The 24,958-nt window shown below is 42.3% G+C and carries 25 protein-coding genes and 1 pseudogene; 8 read left to right on the plus strand and 18 right to left on the minus strand.

The window, feature by feature from the left end; all coding sequences use genetic code 11:
- Positions 1–87: 87 nt before the first annotated feature.
- The 6 genes from BM195_RS14455 to BM195_RS14480 form a co-directional block, all read right to left on the minus strand.
- Positions 88–1,803, minus strand: coding sequence for a putative ABC transporter permease subunit (locus BM195_RS14455; RefSeq protein ID WP_170848274.1), 1,716 nt, complete (start codon positions 1,801–1,803; stop codon positions 88–90).
- Positions 1,804–1,838: 35 nt separating this feature from the next.
- Positions 1,839–2,624: an ABC transporter ATP-binding protein gene (locus BM195_RS14460; protein ID WP_090240057.1), complete on the minus strand. Its 786-nt coding sequence runs from the start codon at positions 2,622–2,624 to the stop codon at positions 1,839–1,841.
- Between the two features lie 744 nt (positions 2,625–3,368).
- Entirely contained in the window at positions 3,369–4,346 is a 978-nt protein-coding gene (locus BM195_RS14465) for an NERD domain-containing protein (RefSeq protein WP_090240059.1), read from the minus strand.
- A gap of 514 nt (positions 4,347–4,860) precedes the next feature.
- Positions 4,861–5,433 (minus strand): GrpB family protein, encoded by a 573-nt coding sequence (locus BM195_RS14470; protein ID WP_244535775.1) that lies wholly within the window; start codon positions 5,431–5,433, stop codon positions 4,861–4,863.
- 303 nt (positions 5,434–5,736) lie between these two features.
- Positions 5,737–5,889 (minus strand): small acid-soluble spore protein P, encoded by a 153-nt coding sequence (locus BM195_RS14475; RefSeq protein ID WP_090240062.1) that lies wholly within the window; start codon positions 5,887–5,889, stop codon positions 5,737–5,739.
- 101 nt (positions 5,890–5,990) lie between these two features.
- Positions 5,991–6,623, minus strand: coding sequence for a YczE/YyaS/YitT family protein (locus BM195_RS14480; RefSeq protein WP_090240064.1), 633 nt, complete (start codon positions 6,621–6,623; stop codon positions 5,991–5,993).
- 284 nt (positions 6,624–6,907) lie between these two features.
- Between BM195_RS14480 and BM195_RS14485 the strand changes: the two genes are divergently transcribed.
- Positions 6,908–7,678 carry a glycoside hydrolase domain-containing protein gene (locus tag BM195_RS14485; protein ID WP_090240067.1) on the plus strand — a complete coding sequence of 257 codons (771 nt, stop codon included), beginning with the start codon at positions 6,908–6,910 and terminating at the stop codon, positions 7,676–7,678.
- Positions 7,679–7,747: 69 nt separating this feature from the next.
- Here the strand turns inward: BM195_RS14485 and BM195_RS14490 are convergent, their stop codons facing one another.
- Together BM195_RS14490 and cudC are read right to left on the minus strand one after the other, a co-directional pair.
- Positions 7,748–8,650, minus strand: a complete 903-nt coding sequence (locus BM195_RS14490) for a glycine betaine ABC transporter substrate-binding protein (RefSeq protein ID WP_090240070.1) — start codon at positions 8,648–8,650, stop codon at positions 7,748–7,750.
- 27 nt (positions 8,651–8,677) lie between these two features.
- Entirely contained in the window at positions 8,678–9,232 is a 555-nt protein-coding gene (cudC, locus tag BM195_RS14495) for a choline uptake/conversion transcriptional regulator CudC (RefSeq protein ID WP_090240073.1), read from the minus strand.
- A gap of 229 nt (positions 9,233–9,461) precedes the next feature.
- Between cudC and betB the strand changes: the two genes are divergently transcribed.
- Positions 9,462–10,931 carry a betaine-aldehyde dehydrogenase gene (gene betB / locus BM195_RS14500; RefSeq protein WP_090240076.1) on the plus strand — a complete coding sequence of 490 codons (1,470 nt, stop codon included), beginning with the start codon at positions 9,462–9,464 and terminating at the stop codon, positions 10,929–10,931.
- A gap of 120 nt (positions 10,932–11,051) precedes the next feature.
- Complete coding sequence (locus tag BM195_RS14505; protein WP_090240078.1) at positions 11,052–12,260, plus strand: choline dehydrogenase; 1,209 nt, start codon at positions 11,052–11,054, stop codon at positions 12,258–12,260.
- Positions 12,261–12,612: 352 nt separating this feature from the next.
- Here BM195_RS14505 and BM195_RS14510 read toward each other — a convergent pair whose 3' ends face one another.
- The 4 genes and pseudogenes from BM195_RS14510 to BM195_RS14525 all read right to left on the minus strand — a co-directional run bounded on the left by BM195_RS14510 (position 12,613) and on the right by BM195_RS14525 (position 14,661).
- Positions 12,613–13,011 carry a hypothetical protein gene (locus BM195_RS14510; RefSeq protein WP_090240080.1) on the minus strand — a complete coding sequence of 133 codons (399 nt, stop codon included), beginning with the start codon at positions 13,009–13,011 and terminating at the stop codon, positions 12,613–12,615.
- A pseudogene (locus tag BM195_RS14515) lies at positions 13,012–13,206 on the minus strand (nuclease-related domain-containing protein); the annotation flags it as partial. It lies immediately after the preceding gene.
- A 267-nt stretch (positions 13,207–13,473) separates the two neighbouring features.
- Positions 13,474–14,022: an SLOG family protein gene (locus BM195_RS14520; protein ID WP_090240085.1), complete on the minus strand. Its 549-nt coding sequence runs from the start codon at positions 14,020–14,022 to the stop codon at positions 13,474–13,476.
- Positions 14,023–14,049: 27 nt separating this feature from the next.
- Positions 14,050–14,661: a Dph6-related ATP pyrophosphatase gene (locus BM195_RS14525; RefSeq protein WP_090240088.1), complete on the minus strand. Its 612-nt coding sequence runs from the start codon at positions 14,659–14,661 to the stop codon at positions 14,050–14,052.
- A 129-nt stretch (positions 14,662–14,790) separates the two neighbouring features.
- On the opposite strand from BM195_RS14525, the gene BM195_RS14530 reads away from it, so the two are divergent.
- The 3 genes from BM195_RS14530 to menC all read left to right on the plus strand — a co-directional run bounded on the left by BM195_RS14530 (position 14,791) and on the right by menC (position 17,087).
- Entirely contained in the window at positions 14,791–15,156 is a 366-nt protein-coding gene (locus BM195_RS14530; RefSeq protein WP_090240091.1) for a hypothetical protein, read from the plus strand.
- Positions 15,111–15,893 (plus strand): membrane protein insertase YidC, encoded by a 783-nt coding sequence (gene yidC / locus BM195_RS14535; protein ID WP_090240093.1) that lies wholly within the window; start codon positions 15,111–15,113, stop codon positions 15,891–15,893. The genes BM195_RS14530 and yidC overlap by 46 nt, the downstream gene beginning before the upstream one ends.
- Before the next feature lie 78 nt (positions 15,894–15,971).
- Positions 15,972–17,087 (plus strand): o-succinylbenzoate synthase, encoded by a 1,116-nt coding sequence (gene menC, locus BM195_RS14540; RefSeq protein WP_170848275.1) that lies wholly within the window; start codon positions 15,972–15,974, stop codon positions 17,085–17,087.
- A gap of 58 nt (positions 17,088–17,145) precedes the next feature.
- Here menC and BM195_RS14545 read toward each other — a convergent pair whose 3' ends face one another.
- The 3 genes from BM195_RS14545 to BM195_RS14555 form a co-directional block, all read right to left on the minus strand.
- Entirely contained in the window at positions 17,146–18,078 is a 933-nt protein-coding gene (locus BM195_RS14545; RefSeq protein WP_090240096.1) for a manganese-dependent inorganic pyrophosphatase, read from the minus strand.
- Positions 18,079–18,152: 74 nt separating this feature from the next.
- Positions 18,153–18,710: a hypothetical protein gene (locus BM195_RS14550; RefSeq protein ID WP_090240098.1), complete on the minus strand. Its 558-nt coding sequence runs from the start codon at positions 18,708–18,710 to the stop codon at positions 18,153–18,155.
- 101 nt (positions 18,711–18,811) lie between these two features.
- Complete coding sequence (locus tag BM195_RS14555; RefSeq protein WP_090240101.1) at positions 18,812–19,321, minus strand: hypothetical protein; 510 nt, start codon at positions 19,319–19,321, stop codon at positions 18,812–18,814.
- Positions 19,322–20,065: 744 nt separating this feature from the next.
- Here BM195_RS14555 and BM195_RS14560 point away from each other — a divergent pair.
- Positions 20,066–21,181, plus strand: coding sequence for an NAD(P)/FAD-dependent oxidoreductase (locus BM195_RS14560; protein ID WP_090240103.1), 1,116 nt, complete (start codon positions 20,066–20,068; stop codon positions 21,179–21,181).
- 79 nt (positions 21,182–21,260) lie between these two features.
- Positions 21,261–21,410, plus strand: a complete 150-nt coding sequence (locus tag BM195_RS18390; protein WP_170848276.1) for a hypothetical protein — start codon at positions 21,261–21,263, stop codon at positions 21,408–21,410.
- A 104-nt stretch (positions 21,411–21,514) separates the two neighbouring features.
- On the opposite strand, the gene BM195_RS14565 is transcribed toward BM195_RS18390, so the two are convergent.
- From BM195_RS14565 to BM195_RS14575, 3 genes are all read right to left on the minus strand, one after another.
- On the minus strand, positions 21,515–22,462 hold the full coding sequence (locus BM195_RS14565) for a cation diffusion facilitator family transporter (RefSeq protein ID WP_090240106.1): 948 nt from the start codon (positions 22,460–22,462) through the stop codon (positions 21,515–21,517).
- Between the two features lie 92 nt (positions 22,463–22,554).
- Positions 22,555–24,237: a sensor domain-containing protein gene (locus BM195_RS14570; RefSeq protein ID WP_090240109.1), complete on the minus strand. Its 1,683-nt coding sequence runs from the start codon at positions 24,235–24,237 to the stop codon at positions 22,555–22,557.
- A gap of 176 nt (positions 24,238–24,413) precedes the next feature.
- The gene (locus tag BM195_RS14575) at positions 24,414–24,866 is read right to left on the minus strand and encodes a GtrA family protein (protein WP_090240112.1); all 453 of its coding nucleotides are present in this window, start codon (positions 24,864–24,866) and stop codon (positions 24,414–24,416) included.
- Positions 24,867–24,958: the final 92 nt, after the last annotated feature.

The raw sequence follows: 24,958 nt of genomic DNA on the forward strand, positions 1-24,958 counted from the left end.
TCTAAGTATATTTCTCCGCCAAATGCGAACTATTGGTGGTGTATTAAACTCCTTACTTTAGTTATGTTCCAGCCTTTTTTCACCCTATTAAAAACTGCCGTGTTTCCTGCCTAATGCTGGCTTTGATTTCACATCCTGCACCATTTCAATTTCAATTCCTTGATCAATTTTTCGCGCACTCATCATTGTAAAGAGGTACGATACACCCAATGAAATGATGAGCATCAATAAAATCCCAGCTACTGTTATCATGACCGGGCTTGCTGCTTTCCAATTTAATACGGTGTAAATAAATCCAGCCGCAGATCCAAAGAACCCGTCAATATCCTGATTGAGCTGCTGGGCAAAATCGATTGCCTCAACCGGTATAAGCAGCATGACAAAGGGGATTAGCGCAACGAGCAAATACACATATGAAGCAATCATAAGCATGAATGCTGTTCCGAATTTCAGCCGGTTCTGCGGATTAGCCGGATTATATTTCGCCCCGATAGTACCGAGCCACATACCAATACTGCTGATGCCAGCCGTAACAACGGCTTTCATGACAATCCCGGTCACGAATTGAATCAGTGGCCATCCTAAGAATATACCAACTGCAACTTCAATCACTGTTAAAATCACAAAAGGAATAAGCCAGCTGATCCACAGCTTGCCGAATGCGATATCTTTCCCGGATAGCGGCAAAATCCGTAATATCCAGACTGATTTCGCCTCCCTGGCAATGGTCGAGCTGGCAACCTGCCCGTTAAACATCGCATAGATAAACAAAAGAATTGCCTGCGTAATCGGCCAGGTAACCTCATTTGGTCCACGTAGATCACTCAAGCCGCCACCGCTTGAAAGAAACCCGATAAAGCCGAATACAAAAAAGAATATTAGCGGCAGGAACACGAGCCATTCGCGCATATCACGTTTGATGGCATACCATTCTTTTTTTCCGACGGCGATAATGGGAGCATTCAGTTTTGACCCGGACTTTTTCGCGGCACCTTTCTTCCGCTTTTTCCCGCTGCCTTCACTTAATTTCACCCAACCCGTTCGGAAGCCTCTTTCAACCAGTGTTGATGTCAGGGTAAAGAAAATAACCGCCAGTATCAGCGTCATGATAAACGGCAGCAGAAAATCCATAGAACCGAATCTGGCGCCTATAATGGCTTCACTCGCCCATGTAAGCGGCACCCATTCAGGAAAGAGCGGCAGACCGGACAATATCATTTCGGGTAACGGGCGATCGTTTGCCAGGTTGGGAAGCATAAACAATAAATAAACAAATATACCGGATAACACGCTCATGACGGTCATGAACTCATTTGCCTTACTTGCCGGAACTATCTGCACTAAAAGCAGGTTAAACAAATAGGCAATCGATAAACTGATCACAATGACAGACAATAGCACAAGGAGTACGACCGGGTAATACAGTACGTTCGCATCGATGAATGCCCCATAAACAAACAATGGCACGACATATAGGACAAAAACCAATAAAGGGACCCCAACGAAGCTCTGCAAATATTTGACCCAGAAAATATATCTTGTTGGAATCGGCATGGTAAACAACAAATTCAAATCTGTCGCGGAGTACAGATGTTTAAATACTTGCGGTAACCCAAGCAGAATGATAAATCCAATGACTAATAAAAATCCGTATGACAATATTCCCGCAAACACCTGCTCTGTAACAGCATCTGCAATAGTCCAGATTCCTGCTGAAAACCAGTATAGCAGAATGGCAAATACCGCAATCATGGCCAGATAGCCGAAATAATTTTTACCAGGCTGTGATTTCATAGTATTCATGAATATTTTCCACTGATTTTTCAGAAGTGCGCTCATCATTTGGCATCACCATCATCGGAAATTTCACTGATAATCGCCTGCTGATCCTCGCCACCGGTCAACTCAAGGAAAATATCTTCCAGACTTTGATCAGCGTGACCACCGCTCGCCTTCAACTCATCCATGGTTCCGAGTGCAATGATATCGCCTTCGAAAATAATCCCGACCCCGTCACACATCTGCTCGGCGATTTCAAGAATATGGGTTGACAAAAACACTGTCATCCCCCTATCGCAAAGCTCACGAAGCAAATTCTTCAGACTGCGTGCACTTTTCGGATCAAGTCCGACTGTCGGCTCATCCATAAACAACACATCCGGTTCATGTATCAGTGCACCACAAATGGCAATTTTCTGTTTCATCCCGTGAGAATAGCTTTCAATTAAGTCATTTGCCTGCTCAGTCAGACTGAAAACCCGCAGCAGTTCATTTGCCTTCGTTTGGAACCGTTCTTTAGGAATCCGGAAAACAGATGCAACAAACTCAAGATAATCCCACCCGGTCAATTTCGGATAAAGATTGGGCTGATCAGGTACGTAAGCAATTTTCTCTTTTGCTTTGAGCGGATGTTGCCATATGTTAATGCCATTAATCTCAGCGGACCCGCTTGTTGGCTTCAACAGCCCGGTGAGCATTTTAATCGTAGTTGTTTTTCCGGCACCATTCGGCCCAAGAAAACCGAATAATTCTCCCTTTTTCACTTCAAGATTTAAACTTTTAACAGCTTCTTGTCTTCTGTATGATTTTGTAAGATTCGTCAGTTTGATTGATTGGCTTTCCATCGTTTTCCCCCTCAATATAAATCCTGGATTCATTATAACAGAGTTTTGGGATGGAATATGCCCTGAATTTATTTATATGAAGTAAAGGTCACAGCATCTTATGTTAACTTCCTTTGGATGGAATTATTTTATCAACGTATTTTTTTGTCATGGTTCATCGGGCTGTCTGTACATAAGGAAAAACATCGATGAAGGCAATAAACTCACGTAGAGGACACATTAAATTTTGGATATTCATGACAGCGACCTTTATCGGAACAGTCGGTGAGGGAACTAACGGGATAGAATAATGTAACGGAGTGGTCGCTATGAGGTTTATCGTCCGTAATGAAGTAGTGGACAGAGGATCCAAGTTCGATCTTATTTGTTAAAGTTGCTTCATCTTTTGACTTTTAAAAGAACACAATGGATTCGGTTGCAAATAAGCGAAGTAGAAAAGGCTGTTGAACAAAGGAGCAATCGGGTTGTTGATTTGAAAGAACAACCCGAAATTTAAATTTGTATATTCAAGCATTTACGAGGTATTTCTGTGATGATACAGAACAAGCCCGCTTCATGTTGTACGTGCCTGGGCTACTTGTGACTCGCCGCTAGTCTATAGCGGTTTGGCTTTAATCTATAGCGATTCTCACCCAAACTATAATACGATTCCTGCTCATTCTACAGCGATTTTCCACTTATCTATAGCGCCGCGCTGAAATCTACAGCGATTTTCCATTTATCTATAGTGCTCAAAATCCAATATCAGTAAAAAGGTAAACAATAAACTCGTTTTGTGGTATTGCCTGTAGACTCAAAGGCTTCTTTTCGAAAAATCCGCTTAATCACATGTGAAGAGTCCACTTTCAAAAACTCCCGGGCCTCACGGTTATTGATTTTATTGCCAAATAATAAATTATAATGCTGGAGTGCTGGTATGTGTGCATTCTTTGATTTTAATTGACACTTGGGGCATATCCACCCCCCCTTTATTCGTGCCATTGGCAGCGCACCACACCCTGGACAAAAGACACCACATAATAGTTCCTTGCGATCCACACTAAAATTTTCCATAATATCAATCTTCTTTGGTGTATGTGCGTCGATTAAATGAGCAGATAATTGATTTAGGTGCTCTTCTGAAAAGACGGCTGATTTATGTTTTTTTGAAAGCTCACTTATTTTGGTTAACAGCTCCTCTTTGTGAATGACCGTTTTGTCTACCGTCTTGTTGTTACCTGGATTTTTTATAATGGTGGAAGAGCTGCTGTAAATAACAAGTTTTTCTATCGGAATTGCAGGAAAATTATACTGCCGCATCCAGTTTAGTAAACGTAAATGCTGCAGATTCACCTGCTCGATATGATTCCCGAGATTCTCTTCCTCTCCATTTTTTGAGATGCGGATTGCCTGACCAAATGTATCATACATAACAGTACCGGCTATATTTTTTACTTCATTAATGAGAATAAACTTAGGAGAGAGGATCAGATTATCGATCTGGAAGTATTCGCTGTAGTCGCGGATGCGCAGATTGTGAAGGATACGGCAGGAATCGTCTTGGATGAAACTTAGTATAAAATCCAGGGACTCTTCACCATTAAGTCCTGCCCGGAGGTTTTTTGCCTTCTGATTGACTTCCTTTTTCATATAATGGTGTCCAGCCAAACGTCTGCTCAATGCTTCAGCTTTTAGTACTTCAATAGGAACATCACGAGGTTTAACAACTAATGAAGATTGCAATCATGAATCACTTCCTTTCTGTTTTATATATATTCTCTGTTGTGCTGCTTAAATCCTGCATGAGATTAAAAAATTTTAAAAAAGCTAACTCACTGTGAAACTACAGCGATTTGGCTTTAATCTATAGCGATTCTCACCCAAACTATAGCGATTCCTGCTCATTCTACAGCGGTTTTCACCTTATCTATAGCGCCGCGCTGAAATCTATAGCGATTTTGCCAGTATCTATAGCGCATTTGTTCAGTCCGACCGTTCCAGCAAAAGTCTCCATATCTTTTAGAAAAATTCCCTAGCTAATACCCATTCCATGCTTGAAAACAACGCGGAATGAGTCGAAGCATCTTCAACGCGCTTCAGGCTTTGATGAGGTGACCAGATATTATGGGGGTGGTCAACTCAAGCAGTCTGGTCAGCAGCACCGGAAAATCCTTCATCGCTCAGCCTTTCTCTTTGCCAGTATCTTATCAACAAATCGCTTCTTCAGATCCGTATAAGTCTGCTCATCATTTGCGTATTAATTCGCCAGCTCTATTTTCAGTGCCTCATACTCCCTGACAGCATCCGGATTTTCATTTGAAAAATCAAGGGAAAACAGATGCTGATTCCACCAGTCACCCTTATATTCAACGACATGGATGATGTGTGTTTTGGTCAGGTTTTTCAGATCCGAAAATTTCGCAAAAACCACTTTGCCGTCAAGAACTACTTTCAAGCGGTAGATGTCTTCTTCGGCCAGCCGTTTCCGGTCAAATAAATCCACGTCTTCCAGTGACTTCATGCCGACTAACATATCAATGATCGGTTTCGCGGATATGTTTTTGATGGCGTGCTGAATATCCACCACGGATTCGCCAATCATTTCTAAAAGCAGCTGTTTTTCCTCCAAAAACAGATCCTTCCATTGAGTAGAATGTCCAGCAATTTTAACCTGCCCTTTATGAACGCCCAGCAAAAAAATCCCCTCCCCATGAATCGTCGTGAACGATATACTCGTTACCCATAACCGGAGTTCCTGCTCCTCATTAAGAAAAACCTGAAACGTTTCTTCCTTCAAACGTTTCGGGTCTGCTTTCTTCATATAAAGCATATGGTTATCACAATCGGAGACTCAAATTTGCAAATGAATTTGCTATGCAATTGGATGTCACGTGCTTCCGGCGGGGGTGGATCGTCTGCAACATCGCTCATTATAAAATCGCACTCGGCCAAGTCATGATTTGCCAAAGACTGCTTTTCAACCGATATGAAGGTGTATATTCTGCTTATGCATGGCAAAAGCGTGCTATAGTCAAGCCGTGATCACCATTAAAACGAGCTTTTCCAATGCCACCACTCTACCCCATACAAAAAATAGCACACAAACAGACTGCGTGCTATTCTGTGTACCATTTTACATATCATGATGAGGGTTCTGTTTTTGACGCGAATGATTCCGCTGCTTTACTTTGTGGGAGCCCTGTATCGGTTCGCCGTATGGCTGTTGCGGGCTTTTTGGCAAATTCGGTTTTTCCTGCTGCTTGGGTCCTTTAGGTTTTCCACCCATATTCCATTTCCTCCTTTTCGATTTCACGCATAGCTTTTGATGAGGAAAAAGAATCTATACCAGACGATTAAAGCGCGCGATTTTACCGGAAAAAAAAACCATCAGGAAACCAGATCCTCACCATGCTTGTGGAACCCATTTTTGAGCATCTTCACATACGGCAAAAAGAAACTGATGACGACACCGGAAAATAGTGCGTTGATCAAAGTTCCAATGCCGACTGCGCCACCGAAGCTAAATGCCAGAATGACAAGCACCACACTAATGGCCGCGCGTGAATAAGAAACACCCCACCCAGTCAGGCTTGATACAACCAGCATGGAGCGATCCATCGGGTTTGGAGCGATTTTTGACTGTAAATAAAAGGCCACACCGAGTGCCATTAAAATCGTCCCCAGCAGAAGCGCTGCCCATTCACCATACCATGTGACGGGCGTCACCATATCACCAAGCAAAAATAGCCATGTATCAATACCAATTCCAGTCACAAATGACGTAATCAGAGCAAAAAACTCCGGCTTTTTTTTCTCTGCCAGGGCGTTACCGAGAACCATCGTCAATCCAACGATGATTTCGAAACTGCCAACCGTCAGCCCAAATGTCCGATGCAGCCCGACCAGAAGTGCATCAAACGGCGAGGCACCCAATGTCGATTGGATGGTTAATGCAATTCCAAGCGTTAGGATGATAAGACCTATCAGATAAAAATGTATGCCAGCACGTATTAACCGCATGAAGATCACTTCCTTTCCGTTGATGTCACAATCGTATAATCTGCCGAAAAATGAGCTTTCTGCCAGTTCCCAGCAAAAAGCTTTCGTTGATTCAAACGTTATACTACCTATTCTTTAGTTTAACAAAGGTTGACATAAGAAGAAAGATTTTAAGAAATTGAACCACACGACCAACCTCAATGTCACCTGTATATGCGCCTTTTTTCACTGCAGTCATGTCCCCAGCCTAATCATATTCTCCCTTCCATCAATACACTGCAATAAGGCTTGAAGGGAGGGATTATGTGAGCAGATCGCAAATTTATTATCTGATCGGATTAGGTCTTTTGATTGCAGCACCATTAATCTTGGCTTTTTTATTAACCAGCTTATCCGATCAGCCAGCAAGCGATCAGAACGGTAAAAATAATCAGAACATCTACTGGGGTGTCGACTCTGCCAGCAATACAGATAATAATCTATATCAATGTGTCCATGATAACTTCGGCGAGCCGGAAGTGTGGGGACGATATCTTGGTGATAAAGAGAATGTGTCAGTTGGATTGGATTCAGACGAAATAAATAATCTGCATGACAACGATGTTCGGCTATTAGTCATTTACAACCATTTCAACGATGCAACAGGCTATGACCATGGTGTCGAGGAAGCTGAACAAGCCATTGAATATGCAGAGGATTTAGGTATTCCTGATGGAGTGGCCATATTTGGTGATATCGAGCCAAATTTCCCAGTAGATACTGCCTTTATGAAAGGCTGGTATGATACACTTTCCGAATCTGCTTATGAACCCGCTCTATATGGTGTCTTTGATGAAGGAAGCGCACTGATCGAAGCCTATAAAGCAGCCGATGAAGAATTGCGGGAAAACACCGTCGTATGGACAGCATACCCGCAAAATGAAGTCACAGCAAAAGATAATGCTCCCGAATATAACCCGCAAGGACCGGATAATGCTATGGTGTACGGATGGCAATATGGGCTCGAATCCGAACAGTGCAACATTGATACCAACCTGTTCCAAGATGAGATGCTCGATTATTTGTGGAACCCGTAGATTGTTAAAGTGATAAGAAAAAGGAAGCCGATATTAGGGGCTTCCTTTTTACACTTTAGCATATCATCATTATTCCGTTACCCACTCATCAATCAGATCCTGGTTTTCTTCAACCCACTTTTCTGCACCATCAATTGGCTCTTCAGCTTCATTTACGTAGCTCATCAATTGACCAATCGATTCGTCGTCCATTTTCCAGTTCTTCATCCATTCGCTCACTTTTGGAAAATCATCGGCAAAACCTTGACGTGTCGCATGGTGAATTTTTTCAACCTCACCATATACATTTTCCGGGTCTTCAAGATATTTCAAATCGAATTCTGAAAATACCCGATGCGGACTCCAGAGTGGTGAAACAATCGGCTCTTCATTCTGGATGGCTTGATCGATTTCCTCAATCATGGCCGGTTCGGAACTTGGAAGCAGTTCATACTCAAGGTCATATTCCTGGATCAATTCTTCTGTCACTTCCATTGTCCCTGCGCCCGGGTCAAAACCGGTAATCTCGCCTTCGAACATTTCCTTATTCGCATTCAAATCTTCAATACTGTTGATGTCTTCCAGGTATGTCGGTACAACAAGACCAACTTTTGCGTTGTCATACCAAGTCTCATCTGAAAAGAAAACTTGACCCTCATATTCTTCGAGATAATTCTTATCCTGAATAGGCAACCATACTTCCAGGTTAATATCCAGTTCATCTTCTGCCAATGCTTTCATTATGGTACCCATATCAAGCAGATTCAAATTCACATTGTACCCTTTATCTTCCAGAATTACTTTCCACATATTTGAAACTGCAATATTTTCAGCCCAGTTAATTTGTGCCATCTCAATTGTACCTTTCTCTTCCGATGAGCCATCTCCGGAATTGGCGTCTTCTGATTCAGAATCGGAATCATCTCCACACGCTGCTAAAATAACGACTAATGCTAGTCCAATTAGAAAAAGTTTATTTTTCACGAAATTCATAGATGTATAATCCTCTCCTCATTATGATTATTCTTCTGGATATTTTGGTAAAAACTCAAAAATTTCCTCTGATCGTATACTTGCGACCAACCGCTCCAGCCAGCGATAGTAATTCTTGGACTGGTCAAGCTGGTCATAGATTTTCCGTGCTTCCTCCGCTAATTCCGGTGAAACATTTTCATCCTCAAAAATTTGATCCAATTCAAATTCGGCATACTTAATAGCTTCCATGTTCATTTTTGCTTCACGATCCCACATCTGACAAAAATAGGACATAAATGAGTGGAAGAAATTCTTTTCAGCTGCATACGTATGTTTCCGGGAACCACGCTGAAATTTCTTTTTAACCATCTCGATCTCCTGCAGTTTCCGTACACTTGTGCTCATACTCGGTTTGCTCATGCCAAGTTCCTCACGCATTTCATCAAGATTCATCTGATCCTGGAAATACATGGTGGCATACAGTTTACCGGCTGCGGGTGTTACGCCATATACATCCATCGTTTCCGCAATGGCATCAATAACATAATCTTTTGCATTGGCAATCTTCTCTTTTGCCATTTCATTATGTGAATCGGCCATGCCTTCACCTCACTTTAAATAAATTTAATACGTTAAATATATTCTTTACAAACTTAATCATAACGTATATTAAAAATATGTCAAATAACAACAGCAATCTAATATTTATCCGCCATTTTAGCATCATATCATTTTTACTTTGACAGATAGAAATAGACGTGGTAAATTTGATTTGTTCAAAACGTTAAATAACTTTTTAACAAAATTAATAATAAAAGGAGGTTTACCGTTGGACATCAAAAAACAGTTTATAAATGGAACATGGGTGACATCCAATACTGATGCCGTCCGTGACATTATGAATCCTTACAATCAGGAAATAATTGCAAAGGTTACAGAAAGCGATGAATCCGACGCAAAAACAGCGATTGCTGCAGCAAGAAAAGCTTTTGATCAAGGCGAATGGCCAGCAACCCCCGCTACTGAACGCGGGAAAATCGTCCATAAAATAGCTGATTTTATTGAAAGGGACAGAGAAGAATTGGCCGAGCTTGAATCACTCGACACAGGTAAAACAGTAGAGGAAAGCCGCGGTGATATGGATGATATTGCTGGTGTTTTCCGATATTACGCGGAAATGGCTGACAAGGACGGCGGCGAAATCATCGACTCACCGGTTCCAAATTCAATCAGCAAGGTAATCCGTGAGCCCGTTGGCGTATGCGGACAAATCACACCATGGAACTACCCGCTGCTGCAGGCATCCTGGAAATTGGCACCGGCATTGGCAGCAGGCAATACACTTGTAATGAAACCAAGTGAAATCACACCGCTTACGTCTATAAAAGTATTTGAATTAATAGAAGAAGCAGGTGTTCCTGCAGGTGCTGCAAATCTTGTTCTTGGCCCTGGTAATACAGTTGGTGCAGAGCTATCCATAAATAAAGATGTCGATCTCATTTCATTTACGGGCGGCATTGAAACAGGTAAAAAGATCATGCAAGCAGCCAGTTCCAATGTGAAAAAACTGGCACTTGAACTTGGCGGGAAAAATCCGAATGTAGTGTTTGCCGATGCTGATTTTGAAACAGCGGTTGATCAAGCGATGAACGCAGTATTTTTCCATGCCGGACAAATTTGTTCAGCGGGTACACGGCTGATTGTGGAAAAAAGCATTCATGACAAATTCGTTGATGCGCTGGTTGACCGTGTTAAAAACATCCGACTCGGCAGCGGCTTTGACGAATCAACTCAAATGGGACCGCTTATTTCTAAAGAACATTTAAATAAAGTTGTGAATTATGTAGAAAACGGTAAAAAAGAAGGCGCAAAAGTCGCTGTCGGCGGAGAGCGTCCCGATGATCCGGAACTGCAAAACGGATTTTTCTATTTGCCAACTGTATTGACGGATTGCACGACTGATATGAGCGTTGTGCAAAACGAAGGATTCGGCCCGGTCATTACCGTGGAAACATTCACGACCGAGGAAGAAGCGGTCCGTCTCGCAAATGATTCAATTTACGGCCTTTCCGGCGGTGTCTTCACAAATGATATTGCCAAAGCAGAGCGCTGCGTTGCCAAAATGCGGATGGGCACTGTCTGGATCAACGAATTCAACCTGTACTTTCCGCATGCACCATGGGGCGGGTTTAAACAGTCCGGCATTGGCCGTGAACTTGGCAAGCCAGGCCTGGAAGAATATCAGGAAACCAAGCATATTTTTCAAAATCTGAATCCTGAACCGCTTAACTGGTTTTAATAGACATTTATCCGGTAAAGAACATCCCATCGAAACATTAACAGATCCGTCCTGATTCTGTGGACGGTTACATGCGATCCTGCATCACACTTTAAAATTAAAATACAGGAGGAATCATTGATGAGTTTAAACATGAAAGTAGAACACATGCACAATTTCCATACATTTGAAATTCCAACAGCCATCAAACATGGTATTGGAGCGATCAAACACATCGGCGAGGAAGTTAAAAATCTTGGCGCCTCAAAGGTGCTCCTCGTTACCGATCCGGGCATCTATAAAGCCGGCGTTACCGAACCGGTCGAAAAACACTTGAAACAAGCTGGCGTTGATGTTGTTGTGTTCAATAAAGTTGAGCCAAACCCACCAGTACGTCTGATTGGTGAAGGATCCAGCGTTTTCAAAAAGGAAGGCTGTGACGGTCTTGTAGCAGTCGGCGGCGGAAGTTCCATGGATACTGCTAAAGGCATCGGCGTTGAAGCGACGCACGAAGGCAGTGTGCTGGACTACGAAGCAGCTGAAGGCAAAAAACCGCTGGAAAACCGTATTCCGCCACTGACGACGATTCCGACAACTGCCGGAACTGGTTCTGAAGTGACACAATGGGCGGTTATCACCGACGAAGAGCGTGAATTCAAATTCAATACCGGCGGACCATTAATTGCAGCACATTTGACGATTCTTGATCCGGAACTGCATGTATCCATGCCGCCACATGTCACAGCCATGACCGGTATTGATGCACTGGCACACGCAATCGAATGCTACACCATGCATTTCGCACAGCCAGTAACCGATGCAGTAGCATTGCTCGCTATGGAATATGTCGGCAAATATATCCGCCGAGCATATGCTGACGGCGGCGATCTGGAAGCACGTTATGGCATGGCACAGGCAGCAATGCTCGCAGGATTGTCTTACGGGAGTGAATCAGCCGGTGCCGCACACGCGATGTCCCAAACACTTGGCGGTATCATCCCAGTAGCACACGGTCAATGTGTTGCAGCAATGATGGGACCAGTTCTTGAATACAACTGGAAAGGGCATCCGGACAAATTTGCCCGCATCGCACAAGCACTGGGCGTTGATACATTCCATATGACAACCGAAGAAGCGGCCAAAGAGGCGGTTCGAGAATTGTACCGGCTAGCAGAGGATCTGGACATCCCGAGCCTGGAAGAACAAGGTGTTTCACCAGAAATGATCGACCGCCTGTCCAAAGAAGCGATGAAAGATCCGCAGACAGTCGGCAACCCACGCGATCTGACTGAAAAAGACTATCAATGGATTTACAAACGCTGCTTCAATCTGGTACCAAAAACGATATAAGATGTATAGGGAAGCAACTTGGCATGACGCCAAGTTGCTTTTTTATGGTTTTGTTGAAGTCGACATTGTGGGATTTCTTGTGTGAACTTCGGTAATTTTGCTCCCAACTTCGGGATTTTAACATATTTTCCAGATAAATCTTAATTTCCTCCCGCTGCTTCTACCTATTTGTTCGAAGTTTTCTTTTTGTAGTAGATATTTAACAATATAAGCTCTATCTAACTGCAAAAAATCCCTCGGCTGCCGATTATTAATATTATTCACTTACCAACAGTGCATAGTCTGTCAATGTAGTTCGGTGCCCTGTTTTTGAAATGCAGCCGCAAGAAAAATACCGCCATTTTCCGCTTTTCTAATCCATGGGAACAGCACTGAACACCGGACAGATAACGCCTTTGATTAAATCGTTATATCCAATATTCAATTTTTCCATCCCATCGCCCTCTTCAGCTACATGTTCCTCAAGTAGCTGATAGGAAAGTTTCATTAACTGATTTTCAGAGAAACGTGGGGATTGATGTCTTTTCATAAATGGTTCAACTTTGGAAAGCACTTTATCGCGATGCATAACGATATCTGAAATAATTTTATCGTTGGTAATGTTTCGCAAGTAAGTATCGCCGCGACTGTAGACAACTATTTTTTCAATGGGAACAGGAGGGAAATCATGCTTGCGGAGCCAACTGAGATACCTTCTATACTGGAGGTTTGTCTGTTCAACAGGGCTCCCGAATACTTCCACTATCGCCATTTATGATCCGGTAAGTCTGCCCCATATACCAAAATGCATGTTGTAATGAATATTTTTAACTTCCATAATGAGATGGAAACAGCGGGATAAAAGCAGAAAATCCATTTGAAAATGCCCATATTGATCGAGGAGCCTGACATAATGAAAAATAAAGAAGTCATCTTCCGGAAGAAATTGAAGTTGATATTTCATAGTATTTTCGCCTTTCTATCCTGAAAGCAGATTTGCCGTTCGATTACTGATTTTTTCCTTGAAAGGATGAGTGTCTGATGTCCCACCGTCCAAAGCCTGTGCACGCAGAATATGCCCGGGGATAACAAGGGGTTTGATAAACAATGAAGCACAACCTCTCTTATTTAGTTTTAAAATTCAATTCCAAATGTTTATTTCGACGTTTTTCTGTTAAAGTCCGACATTCCTGAAGCAACATTTTCAGCCAATATGAACTTGTCGAGCTCACTCCTAATACTCTGGGTCCATCATGCGCATTTCCTCCACCACATCCTCAAGATCTGCCGGTGTGATCAAATAGATCGAGTAACCGCCTTCCGTCTCTTTAGCTTCCTGGTAAAAATAACGATTGCTGCCGGGAAATTCCTCGTCCAACAGCAGCAAACACCCGTCACTTTTATCAATCAGCCATTTGTTGTTAGCCTGGTATTGATACGGTCCGCTATAGCCGCCTTTGTAGAGTGGCCTGTAAAAATCGGCGATCGCTGCTATTTCCTGATACACTTGCCGGATAGGCTCCGGCCAGCGCTCCTCCTGATTTTCAAACGGCGGGATAACAGCAAGCTTAAGACCATACTTCTCCCGCAGATCCAGCACAACTTCACCGGTCCATAGTTCGACGCCCATTTTCCCGGATATAAGCACCCACTCAAGTCCGTACTCAATAAATCCGATCAGCCTTTTTTCAATTGCTGTTTTAATATAGGCAATCCGTTCGTCATCCGATTTGAAAATATTAATTTCCATTGGTTTGTAACCTGTTATAGCTAATACTTTCATGGTGTTTTCCACCTTCCTTGCAGCTTGTTACCGTCTGGCTGATTCCGTCCGAAAAATGGGCCCATCATAAACATACGTATGATATTCGCCGGACTCCCCCATTGGGCATACATCCTTATACATCATAATATCTTTAACAAATGAGCCATCAATCCTCCGACCAACCCATTTATCGGGCAGCTTATCAACATCGGCCTTGATCACTTCTGCATGAAAACCAAGCGATACAAATTGATGCAGCAGACCAGAAACATCCCTCTGCTCCGACCACAATGGATACATGGCTTCAATACTTGCTGCTGCAGCCACCTGCTCACCCCATTCACGGTGACCTTCCAGATAAATATCGCCGAATGCAGCCCCATCAATTCCATAATGCCACTTCAATTCGTTTAAATAAAAAACAAAATCGTCCGTATATGTACCAAAATCTGTTTCAACAAAATGGATGGGAATTCCAAGCCGCTCCGCCTGCCTCATTATGCGCTCACGCTTTTCGTCATGGGCAACAGTAGCCAGACTCTCTTTCCATACCGTCGTAAGAAGGCAGCACACATCAATCCGCTGCTGCTGCAAATAGTATAATGCCAGGCAGCTGTCCTTGCCGCCACTGAATGACAATGCCACTTTCCTTCCCATAGATATCACTCCCTTTTGCTTAATAATATACCGCCTGCGTCACTCTAAAATTTTCCATTTATTGTATGAAACCTATGTTAGTATAAAATCGTAACACAGTAAACAGACATATGAAGGAGGTGAATACAGATGCTGATTGAGTTGCTGTATGATTTGTTTGCCGGGATATCCCCGATGTATGTTTATTTGGGTATTGTCCTGTCCATCATTTGCACTTTTCGATTAATGCATATCAATCTAAACAACAGCACGCTACGCAACCAAGAATATATTAAGGAATACCACGCACTGCAATTTAAGCTTATGCCAATGTGCGAAACACTCGGTGATTCCCGTGATATTCATGATTGGATAACACATACAACCAAACGCATGGATGCACCTGATGACGATAGTGACTGCCACTCCTTCTCGTTGACACAAACCAGATTAAAACGAGGAGGACAACAATGGAGCAAAAATCTGTATTCACTTTTTTGGGAAAATATAGCTTAATTGCGGTTACGTTATTAATATTTTTGACCGGATGTGCGGCCGACGGGGGAACATTCGGCTTATCTGACCATTATTTGATTGATCCATTCTCATATTTTATCAAAAATATGGCATCGCTGTTCGGGGACAATTACGGCCTGTCCATCATTGTTATGACATTCATAATACGCATAACGCTCATGCCTTTTATGCTCAAACAAATGAAAGGCAGCCGTGACATGCAGGAAAAAATGAAACTACTGAAGCCTGAAATGGACAAGTTAAAGGAAAAGTATAAGAACAGTAACAACAAAGATGCCAACATGCAGATGCAGCAGGAAATGATGCAGCTTTATCAGAAACACCAGATCAATCCAATGTCATCGATCGGCTGCTTACCCATGATCATTCAATTTCCCATCCTGATCGGATTTTATTATGCAATCAGAAGGACACCGGAAATTGCGTCACATTCATTTTTGTGGTTTAACCTTGGGGATGCTGATATTTTGATGGCACTGATCGCTATGGCAGTATATTTCATACAATTTAAGGTTTCACAAATAGGCATGGACCCAAATCAGAAAAAACAAATGGCTGTGATGGGACTCATCTCCCCCATCATGATTGGTGTAGTTTCTTTTGGGGCACCGGCCGCACTCCCGCTATATTGGGCGGCAGGCGGACTGTTTTTAATTGTTCAGACGATTATTGCAAAAAAACTTTTTAATGCGCATAATGCATTATCTAATTCTTAAAAAGGGAACTGCGGGAAGACCATTCAGAAAGATCAGCTATTATTTTTCAACGTGAAAATGTTACGGGAGGCCAAAGGCATGACAATACCTGTGAAACAAATAAAACTTAGACGAATAAAAATGATGTTGAACGATCCATTCACAACCAGTTTTGGAACGATGCAGGAGAAAGAATTTTTTATCACCGAAGTGCTCGATAACGATGGCAACCACGGGTTTGGTGAATCTGTTGCATTCACAAGCCCCTGGTATAGTGAGGAAACCGTTGAAACAAACCATCATATCATGAAAGATTTTCTAATACAGCGGCTGCGGAAAAACATTCTCCATCACCCGGATGATGTACTGGAAGTTTTCAAGCCAATCAAACGAAATAATATGGCGAAATCTGCATTGGAAGGGGCAATCTGGGATCTTTATGCCAAACAAAATCAGATACCACTTGCTGAAGCACTAGGAGGCACGAAAAAAGAAATAGACGTTGGTATCAGCATCGGAATTCAGCCAAGTGTGAATGACCTGCTGCAAACAATCGATCACTATGTCAAAGAAGGCTATAAGCGGATCAAGATCAAAATTAAGCCTGGCTGGGACTATGATGTATTAAAAGAAGTCCGGAAGCATTTTCCTGAAACGCCCATTATGGCGGACGCCAATTCAGCCTACACGCTAAAGGACATCGATCAGCTGAAAAAATTAGATGAGCTGGATTTAATGATGATTGAACAACCTTTGGCACATAATGACATTGTCGACCATGCCAAATTGCAGGCCACTCTCGGGACACCCATCTGCCTTGATGAAAGTATTCATTCATTGGAAGATGTCAGAAAGGCTATTGAATTAAAAAGCTGCAGCATCATCAATATAAAAATTGGTCGAGTCGGCGGTCTGTCTGAAGCAAAACGGATACAGGATCTTTGCCAGAAACATGATATCGATGTCTGGTGCGGCGGCATGCTCGAAGCTGGTGTCGGCCGGGCACATAACATCGCATTAACGACACTGCCGCAATTCGTACTGCCCGGTGATACAGCCGGATCTTCGCGTTACTGGAAAAAAGACATCATCAAACCAGAAGTCACTGTACATGATGGCATGATAGCTGTTCCGGACAAACCGGGTATCGGTTATGAAATTGATGATGAGGCTTTGGATGCTTTCACTGTAAAGGAAGAAATTTTTAACTTATGAGAATCACTAATAAAACGCCCTGCACAATCTACTGTGCAAGGCGTTTTTTAAACATTCATTATTTCGTAAATTCCTCTGTCAGATTTGTAACGATTTGCTTCTTTCGGGAGACAACGCCCTTCAGCAGTGCTCGGTTTTGATTATCCAATGTGACATCAAATGCTTTTTCAACATTGCCTTTCGCGTTGCCCAATGCCAGAACATCTGAATCGTTTTCCAAAATATCAGTGGCGACAAATAGGAATAGTTCCAAACCTTTGTCACTGATAATCTGTTCCATTTCTTTTTCAATTGCATCCTGTGATTCATAAATTTGACTGGTATCAACAGCATTAACCTGTGCGATTTGGACTTTCGCATCACCCATTGTAAATTCTTTCGCATCCATTGTCACCAGATCAAATGCTGATTTATCACTCAAGTCAGCACCGGCTTTCAGCATTTCAAGACCATACGTTTCGAGATCCACCCCAGCAATTTCAGCCAGTTCATATGCAGCCTCCCGGTCCGACTGTGTGCATGTTGGCGACTTTAAAAGCAGTGAATCAGAGATAATGGCAGACAACAGCAATCCGGCGTTTTCTTTGGAAACAATCACACCGTTTTCTTTATGCATTTTATTCAAAATCGTAGCTGTGCATCCAACAGGCTCCGCACGAAAATAAAGCGGCTCCTTCGTTTCAAAGTTGGAAACACGGTGATGATCAATAACCTCTGTGATGCGTACGTCAGCAATATTGTCCACGCTTTGCTGAAATTCATTGTGGTCAACCAAAATAACGTTATCGACATCATCATCCACTTTTTCGATAAATGCCGGTGCTTCCACACCAAAATAATTCAGCGCAAACTGTGTTTCACCGTTAATTTCCCCTAGTCTGGCCGGATGCGCCTCCACACCCATCTTATTTTTCAAATCAGCATATACCAAAGCAGAACAAATCGTATCGGTGTCCGGGCTTTTGTGTCCAAAAATTAAGGTCTTGTCCATATATCATTACTCCTTTAGTGCAAATATCTTTTTCTCTATCTATTAGATTATCATAAAAATATGTCGAGTGAATACTAATTTGTTGTGTTTAATGTTTCTGTTGCATTCCAGATTTTATCATAGGTATTATAGTCATTTAATGCAATATCAAGATCATGAAATATTCGATGCAGGGAACGTACCCTACTCGAATCCTCCTCATTCATGACTGCATTTGCCAATTCCTGGATATGTTCCAGGTCTTCCTGCAGGGCCCCATCTTCCACATCCGGCAGCTCTTCGTCAAGGATTTCCAGAATAGCATTTGCTTCCTTTCTTTGCTCGTCCCAATCAAGTGATGAAATACCACCATAGCCAGTCGTCTCATTATAAAAATCATGCGTATCCGAAACAAATTGCCCAATATCCTGATTTTTTTGGCCAACCGTTCCCCGTACTTCCTCTAAATGCTCAACATCTTCCTCCGACATATCGTCTGCTTCTGTTGCTTGATCATCACTGTTAAATAACGTCATTGGACCTAGATCAAAGAGATTAAAAAAGAATACAGCGGAAGCTATTAGCGTTACAGTGATGACACTCGTGAATGTCCATCCGAACCATCCCATTCTGAAACGTTTTCGTTTAGCCAAAAAGACACTCCTAACATTGAATTGTTTATAGTATGACACACAGGCTATGCATTTTTTTGCACTGCACTTAATAATGCCAAAAAGCCTTATGATATAAATCGTCAATCCCTTTCATTATACCATTGAATAATGGATTGTTTGATGGCCGCATCGTCTGTTTCCTGTACGCCATATCCGCCAATATAAACAACCCTTACATAATATTCATGTCCACTTTTAAACCTGACCAAACAGTAGTCCTCTTGAGGTGATGGGGCAATTTCAACAATCGTTTCTCCCTGATATTCATCATAAATCTTGGCCTTTTCATCTTCACCTAAAGTCCATGATACTTGCGGCTCTTCCATTTTCCGGGAATACTTCGGCGTATCCTTTTTCTTTGAAGACCCTATTTTTTGATTAATTAGATGCAGCAGTCTAATATTTTCAGCAAATCCGATGAACAGCATCCCCATGACAAAACCACCGACCGTCCAAACAAAAAAGATTGACCATCCTGCTCCTCCATAATACACATTCGACGTCGTGATAATCAGACCAATGATCAGCCCAGCCGCCATTTGGGCTACCCCAATAATAAATAATATTTTGGCAATCATATTTTCATTCATTTCTAGTTACCCCCTTGTTTTACACCTGAAGCGACACTGTAGGTTATGTTGCGGTTGAGTCATTGCTGATCTACAGCAATTTTTCTCTAATCTATAGCGCTTCGCTGCAATCTGCAGCAAATGGAAATGTCTCCTTCTTTATCAAGTCTGTTATGTAAAAATTTAACCATAGGATTAACTGCCCGTAAATGTCCGATTCTGTTCAACTATCATTCAGCGGAAAGTACACCCGCTGAATGAAGTTTCACTTTATCCCGCATGTAACGGGCAGTAAATCCCCATTTATAAACTGATTTAATATTCAAAATTCAACCGTAGCATTAACTGCCCGTAAATGTCCGATTCTGTTCAACTATCATTCAGCGGAAAATACACCCGCTGAATGAAGTTTCACTTTATCCCGCATGTAACGGGCAGTAAATCCCCATTTATAAACTGATTTAATATTCAAAATTTAACCGTAGCATTAACTGCCCGTAAATGTCCGATTCTGTTCAACTATCATTCAGCGGAAAATACACCCGCTGAATGAAGTTTCACTTTATCCCGCATGTAACGGGCAGTTAATCCCCATTTATAAACTGATTTAATATTCAAAATTCAACCGTAGGATTAACTGCCCGTAAATGTCCGATTCTGTTCAACTATCATTCAACGAAAAGTACACCCGCTGAATGAAGTTTCACTTTATTTTTTGCTGATTTTTTCTTATAGTTGATGCAGAGAATGAGAAAGGATTTTTTTATGAACAGATTTATTATCATTGGTGCTGGGATACTGGGTGCTTCTACTGCATACAAACTTGCCCAATCGGGGGCAAAAGTTGTCATCATTGACAGACATGATACTGGGCAGGCCACCGATGCTGCGGCCGGGATTATTTGTCCGTGGCTCTCCCAGCGTAGGAATAAAGCATGGTACAAGCTGGCAAAAGGCGGCGCACGCATTTACCAAGATTTAATCCGGGACCTTGCTGAAGATGGTGAGACGACAACAGGCTATGCGCAAACCGGGGCGATCAGCATTCATACCAATGAGAAAAAACTCACTGAAATGAAGGAACGTGCGCTGAAACGTCGTGATGATGCACCGGAAATGGGTGACATCACGCTTCTTGATAAAGAACAAACAAAAGAAATGTTTCCACACCTTGCTGAAGACTATGCATCTGTCCATGTCAGTGGCGCTGCCCGCATTAATGGACGTGCGCTACGGGATGCCCTTATACATGGTGCCAAAAAACATGGTGCAAAAATCCATTATGGCAATGCCGAGCTGATCCAAAAGAGATCCCGTATAACAGGCGTTACCGTGAATGGCCAAACGGTCGAAGCTGATCAGGTCATTGCTGCATGCGGTTCCTGGATGCATGAACTGCTCAAGCCTCTGGATATCTATTTTAAGGGTACATCCCAGAAAGCGCAAATTTTGCATCTGCAGTCACCTGAAACCGACACTTCCGATTGGCCCGTTGTCATGCCACCCAATGATCAATTCATGTTAACCTGGGACGACCGGATTATTATTGGTGCCACCCATGAAGATGATGTTGGCTTTGACAGCCGCGTAACGGCCGGTGGACTTCGCGAAATTTTATCCAAAGCCTTGGAGGTGGCTCCAGGCTTGGCGGATAACACTGTGCTGGAGGCACGCGTTGGTTTTCGTCCCCACACTCCGGGATACTTACCGATTATTGGCCCACTTCCCGGCTTTGACGGGCTTCTAGTTGGTAATGGACTTGGTTCCTCAGGTCTTACAACAGGACCATTTGTCGGAACCCAGCTGGCCAATCTGGCACTTGGAAAAGAATTAGAGATTGATTTGGCTGATTATGATGTCGCCGGTGCTTTAGGCAGCTGATGGCATTTATCACCATCATTTACAGCTAGGAACGGTTTTTCTAATCTTATAGCAGGGATAATACGAGGGGGGCATCTCTATGGGGAAAAAAGCCGTTTTGCTCATTGTCGTTTTAACACTGGCTGTATTACTTGCCGGCTGGCTCTTTTTACAACATGTCATGATTGATTATGATGTAGACCGGGATATATCGCAGCCGGTTCAATCTGAAATCAATAAGAGAACATAACTAGTCATATAGGCCACGAAGAGAATCGCACACGGCAGGTGCTCTTCTTTTTTACCGTACTTGATGCATGTTCGTTCCCCGGTGCCCAGTGTACTTCCACCACATTACTCCCAGCTTTTCTTGTTGTTATCCTCAATGATTCCTAATACAACATCAGAGACTTCAGGGGAACGCAGCAGTTTATCGGTTAATTCAAATTTTACATCATCCGCCTCAGCCAGCGATAAACCTTTTGTCAATTCCACAGTGCCTTCCACATGATACGTACGCCCTTCCTGAAGGACGCGCATTTTATAAATATCGACTACCTGCTCTTCTTCCAGCAATTGCCCGGATATCTTTTTTTCCACTTCTGCCGGCGCTGAAACTCCAATTAACCCAACCATATTATCATAACCGACCCGAAAAGCTACAAACAGCATCAGAACGCCAATCAGCATCGTAAAAATACCGTCCGCCCGCAGCATTCCAAAAATCTGTGCCAGTAATACGCCAATCAACGCAAATATCGCACCGGATGTAGCAACCAGATCCTCATAAAACACAAGTCTTGTAGCAGGTGACGCCTTTGGAGCGCTTTTAAACGCCTGCACTAACAACCACCCATCGCGATCCTCTTTCGTTTCTTTGGTAATTTCCTTCATCGCTTTCACTAAAACAAAACCATCTACCAGAAGAGAGGCTGCAAGCACACCTATGTTCAGCCAAATATTACCGGATTCAGAAGGTTGCTGAAACAGATGCCATCCTTCTTTAATCGTTTCATATGCCATTACTGTAACAACAACGACAGCAACCATACAAAATATGTTAATAACTCTTCCAAAACCGGTTGGGAAACGTTCTGATGGCGGCGCTTGAGCCAGTATGCTGCCCAAAAAAACAAACCCTTGGTTAACGGCGTCTGCCAGTGAATGCATCGTTGTTGCAAACATAGAACCGCTCCCGCTGAAAAAAGCAGCAGCTCCTTTGATCCCAGCCAGAAACGTATTGCCAAGGGCAGCAACACCAGAAGACGTATTCCCTTTTTTAACACGTTCTACAAACCCCATCATAAGTCCTCCTGAAACCAATAAAGCTACTAAATAGGATTCTTTAGTGAAGGGATTCTATACATTAAAAAAGGTTCATTTCCAGGGTTACCTTACATACTCTTTTGCAAAAAATCATAAACCCGATAATTATTTTTTCCTGATTTTTTGGCCTTATAAAGCTGTTTATCAGCATGCTTCAGCAAAGTATTGGCTGATTCGGGTGAGTATGGTGACGAAATGATAATACCTAAACTGGTGGTTGTATAGAATTCGTTATTTTCAACATGCCACATTTCATTGATCACCCGAAGAATCCGGCCGGCCACGTTTGTTACATCCTGCTGAGATTTTGCATTCGGCAGCATCAGAATGAATTCATCACCGCCAAGCCGGGCTAATAAATCGCTTTCACAAATAACACTGCTGATTCGGCGGCCATATTCCTGAATAACTTTATCCCCAATATCGTGACCCATTCGATCATTAATGGTTTTAAATTGATCCAAATCCATCATGATGATCGCTAAACGTCGTTTCGTCCCCTTTATGGTTTCCAGTTGTGAGACCAGCTGTTCCATAAAGTAACGGCGGTTTGGCAATCCCGTCAACGGATCGTGATAGGCCATATGCTGAAGCTGCTGTTCATAATCTTTGCGGAGCGTTATATTTCGGGAAACCACCACCATATGGGTAAACTGTTCCTCTTCATTATAAACCGGCGTACCACGAAGCTCTGACCATATGTAATCTCCAGTACCGTTTTTTTGCCTGAATTGTTCCTTCCATGTCGTATGGGTAACGATCGAATGTGTAAACGAATTCTGCAAGTGGTCCACGTCATCCGTGTGGACATTATGCAAAAAGTGCTGGCCAATATATTCATCTGTTTCATGATCAAGAACCTCTTTATAAGACGGTGAAACATAAACGATATACCCATACTTGTTGATCATTGTGATTAAATCATTTGAATTATCCGCGATGATTCGAAAATGATCTTCACTTTCTCTGTATTTTTTGCCCAGTAAAATTTGATCATTAATATCTTTAAAAATACCATAAATCCCGACAATTGCTCCCTCAATAACAATCGGTGTGAATTTCACTATGACTTCAACCACTCCGGATGACTTGTGCAGCACACGCAGCTGTCGCATTTGCGGTTTGCCTGATCGGACATTTTTAAATATCTCGTTGGCAATTTCAATATCATCGGTATAAATCAGATCAGTAAACAGACTATTGCGGATCTCCCTTGTCTGATATCCGAAAACAGACGCTGCGGCATTGTTTCCATTGAGTATATTGCCGCTTAAATCCAATGATAAAATAGCATCCAGATTATAATCATAAAGTGACCGGTATTTTTGTTTATTCCGATCCAATTCATTTTTCGATTTCTGTATTCCGTATTCAGTCAGTTTACGCTGAGTAATATCTTTCACAAGTGCAACAATATGGATACATTGCCCGTTATCGTAAAGCGGGGTTAATGTTGTTTCCGAATATTTAATACCATCCGGCGACTCATAACTATCTTCATATGTCATGACTTCTTGTAAATCGAGTACTTTCTTGTATTTTTGTGTTAAAAATTCCGCTGTCTGTTTTGGATACACGCCATGAAACGTCTTGCCGATTACTACTTCCGTGAGCATTGTGCGTTCTTTTGCCGCATCGTTTAAAAATTCATAATAAAAGTTTTGATCCCCATCCACTCTTATGATAAATACCATTTCCCTTATTCCATTTGTGAGCACATTATGAAAAAATCGTGACGCAGCAGCATTCATCTTCGTCCCTCCTTTCTTGCTATATATTTTATGAAATGGATATATTAGTTCCTATTATATACTCTTTTCACAATTTTTCTAGTACTTTCAACCTAATTTTTTGTATTTTACGGTTATTTCCGAATAAAAAAACTGAGTCTCGCTTTGAAGACTCAGTTTTTGATGATCGTCTTGTTTTATTTAATAAATCGTTTTCCGTAATCTTTAAAAACAAAATATTTCACCATAAAAAAGCTGGCTAGGAATGATAGAAGCATGGCCAATCCTTTCGCTATATTATAACGCATCCAATTTGGAACAGCTATATAATCCAGCCATTCATTAACACCCAGAAAAACAAGATTGCTGACTCCCAGGCTGATAAGCCCCTGAGCGATAAACAGAATGCGCTGGCGGTTGCTTCCCTGCGCTGACCGTTTAAATGTAATGCTTGCATTCCAGTAATAGCTATTGGCCACTGCCAATGTATACGCGATTGTGTTGTATAATAAAAGCAAAATCCGATCATCTGTATGGAATAAAATTAATAACAGATTTAACGTCCCAATATCAATTCCTGCATTCGCAAAACCAATCACGCCAAACTGCAGAAATTGTAATGGGCCACGTTTAGGTTTACGCTGTGCCATGGAACTCCTCGTTTCAGAGGTCTGATGCTAGATGCCGGAATAAGGGAAATCGATGAGACAGCAGATTCCATGATCCAAACCTTCCCTGATTC

Source organism: Lentibacillus halodurans (assembly GCF_900112045.1).
Lineage (GTDB): Bacteria > Bacillota > Bacilli > Bacillales > Amphibacillaceae > Lentibacillus > Lentibacillus halodurans.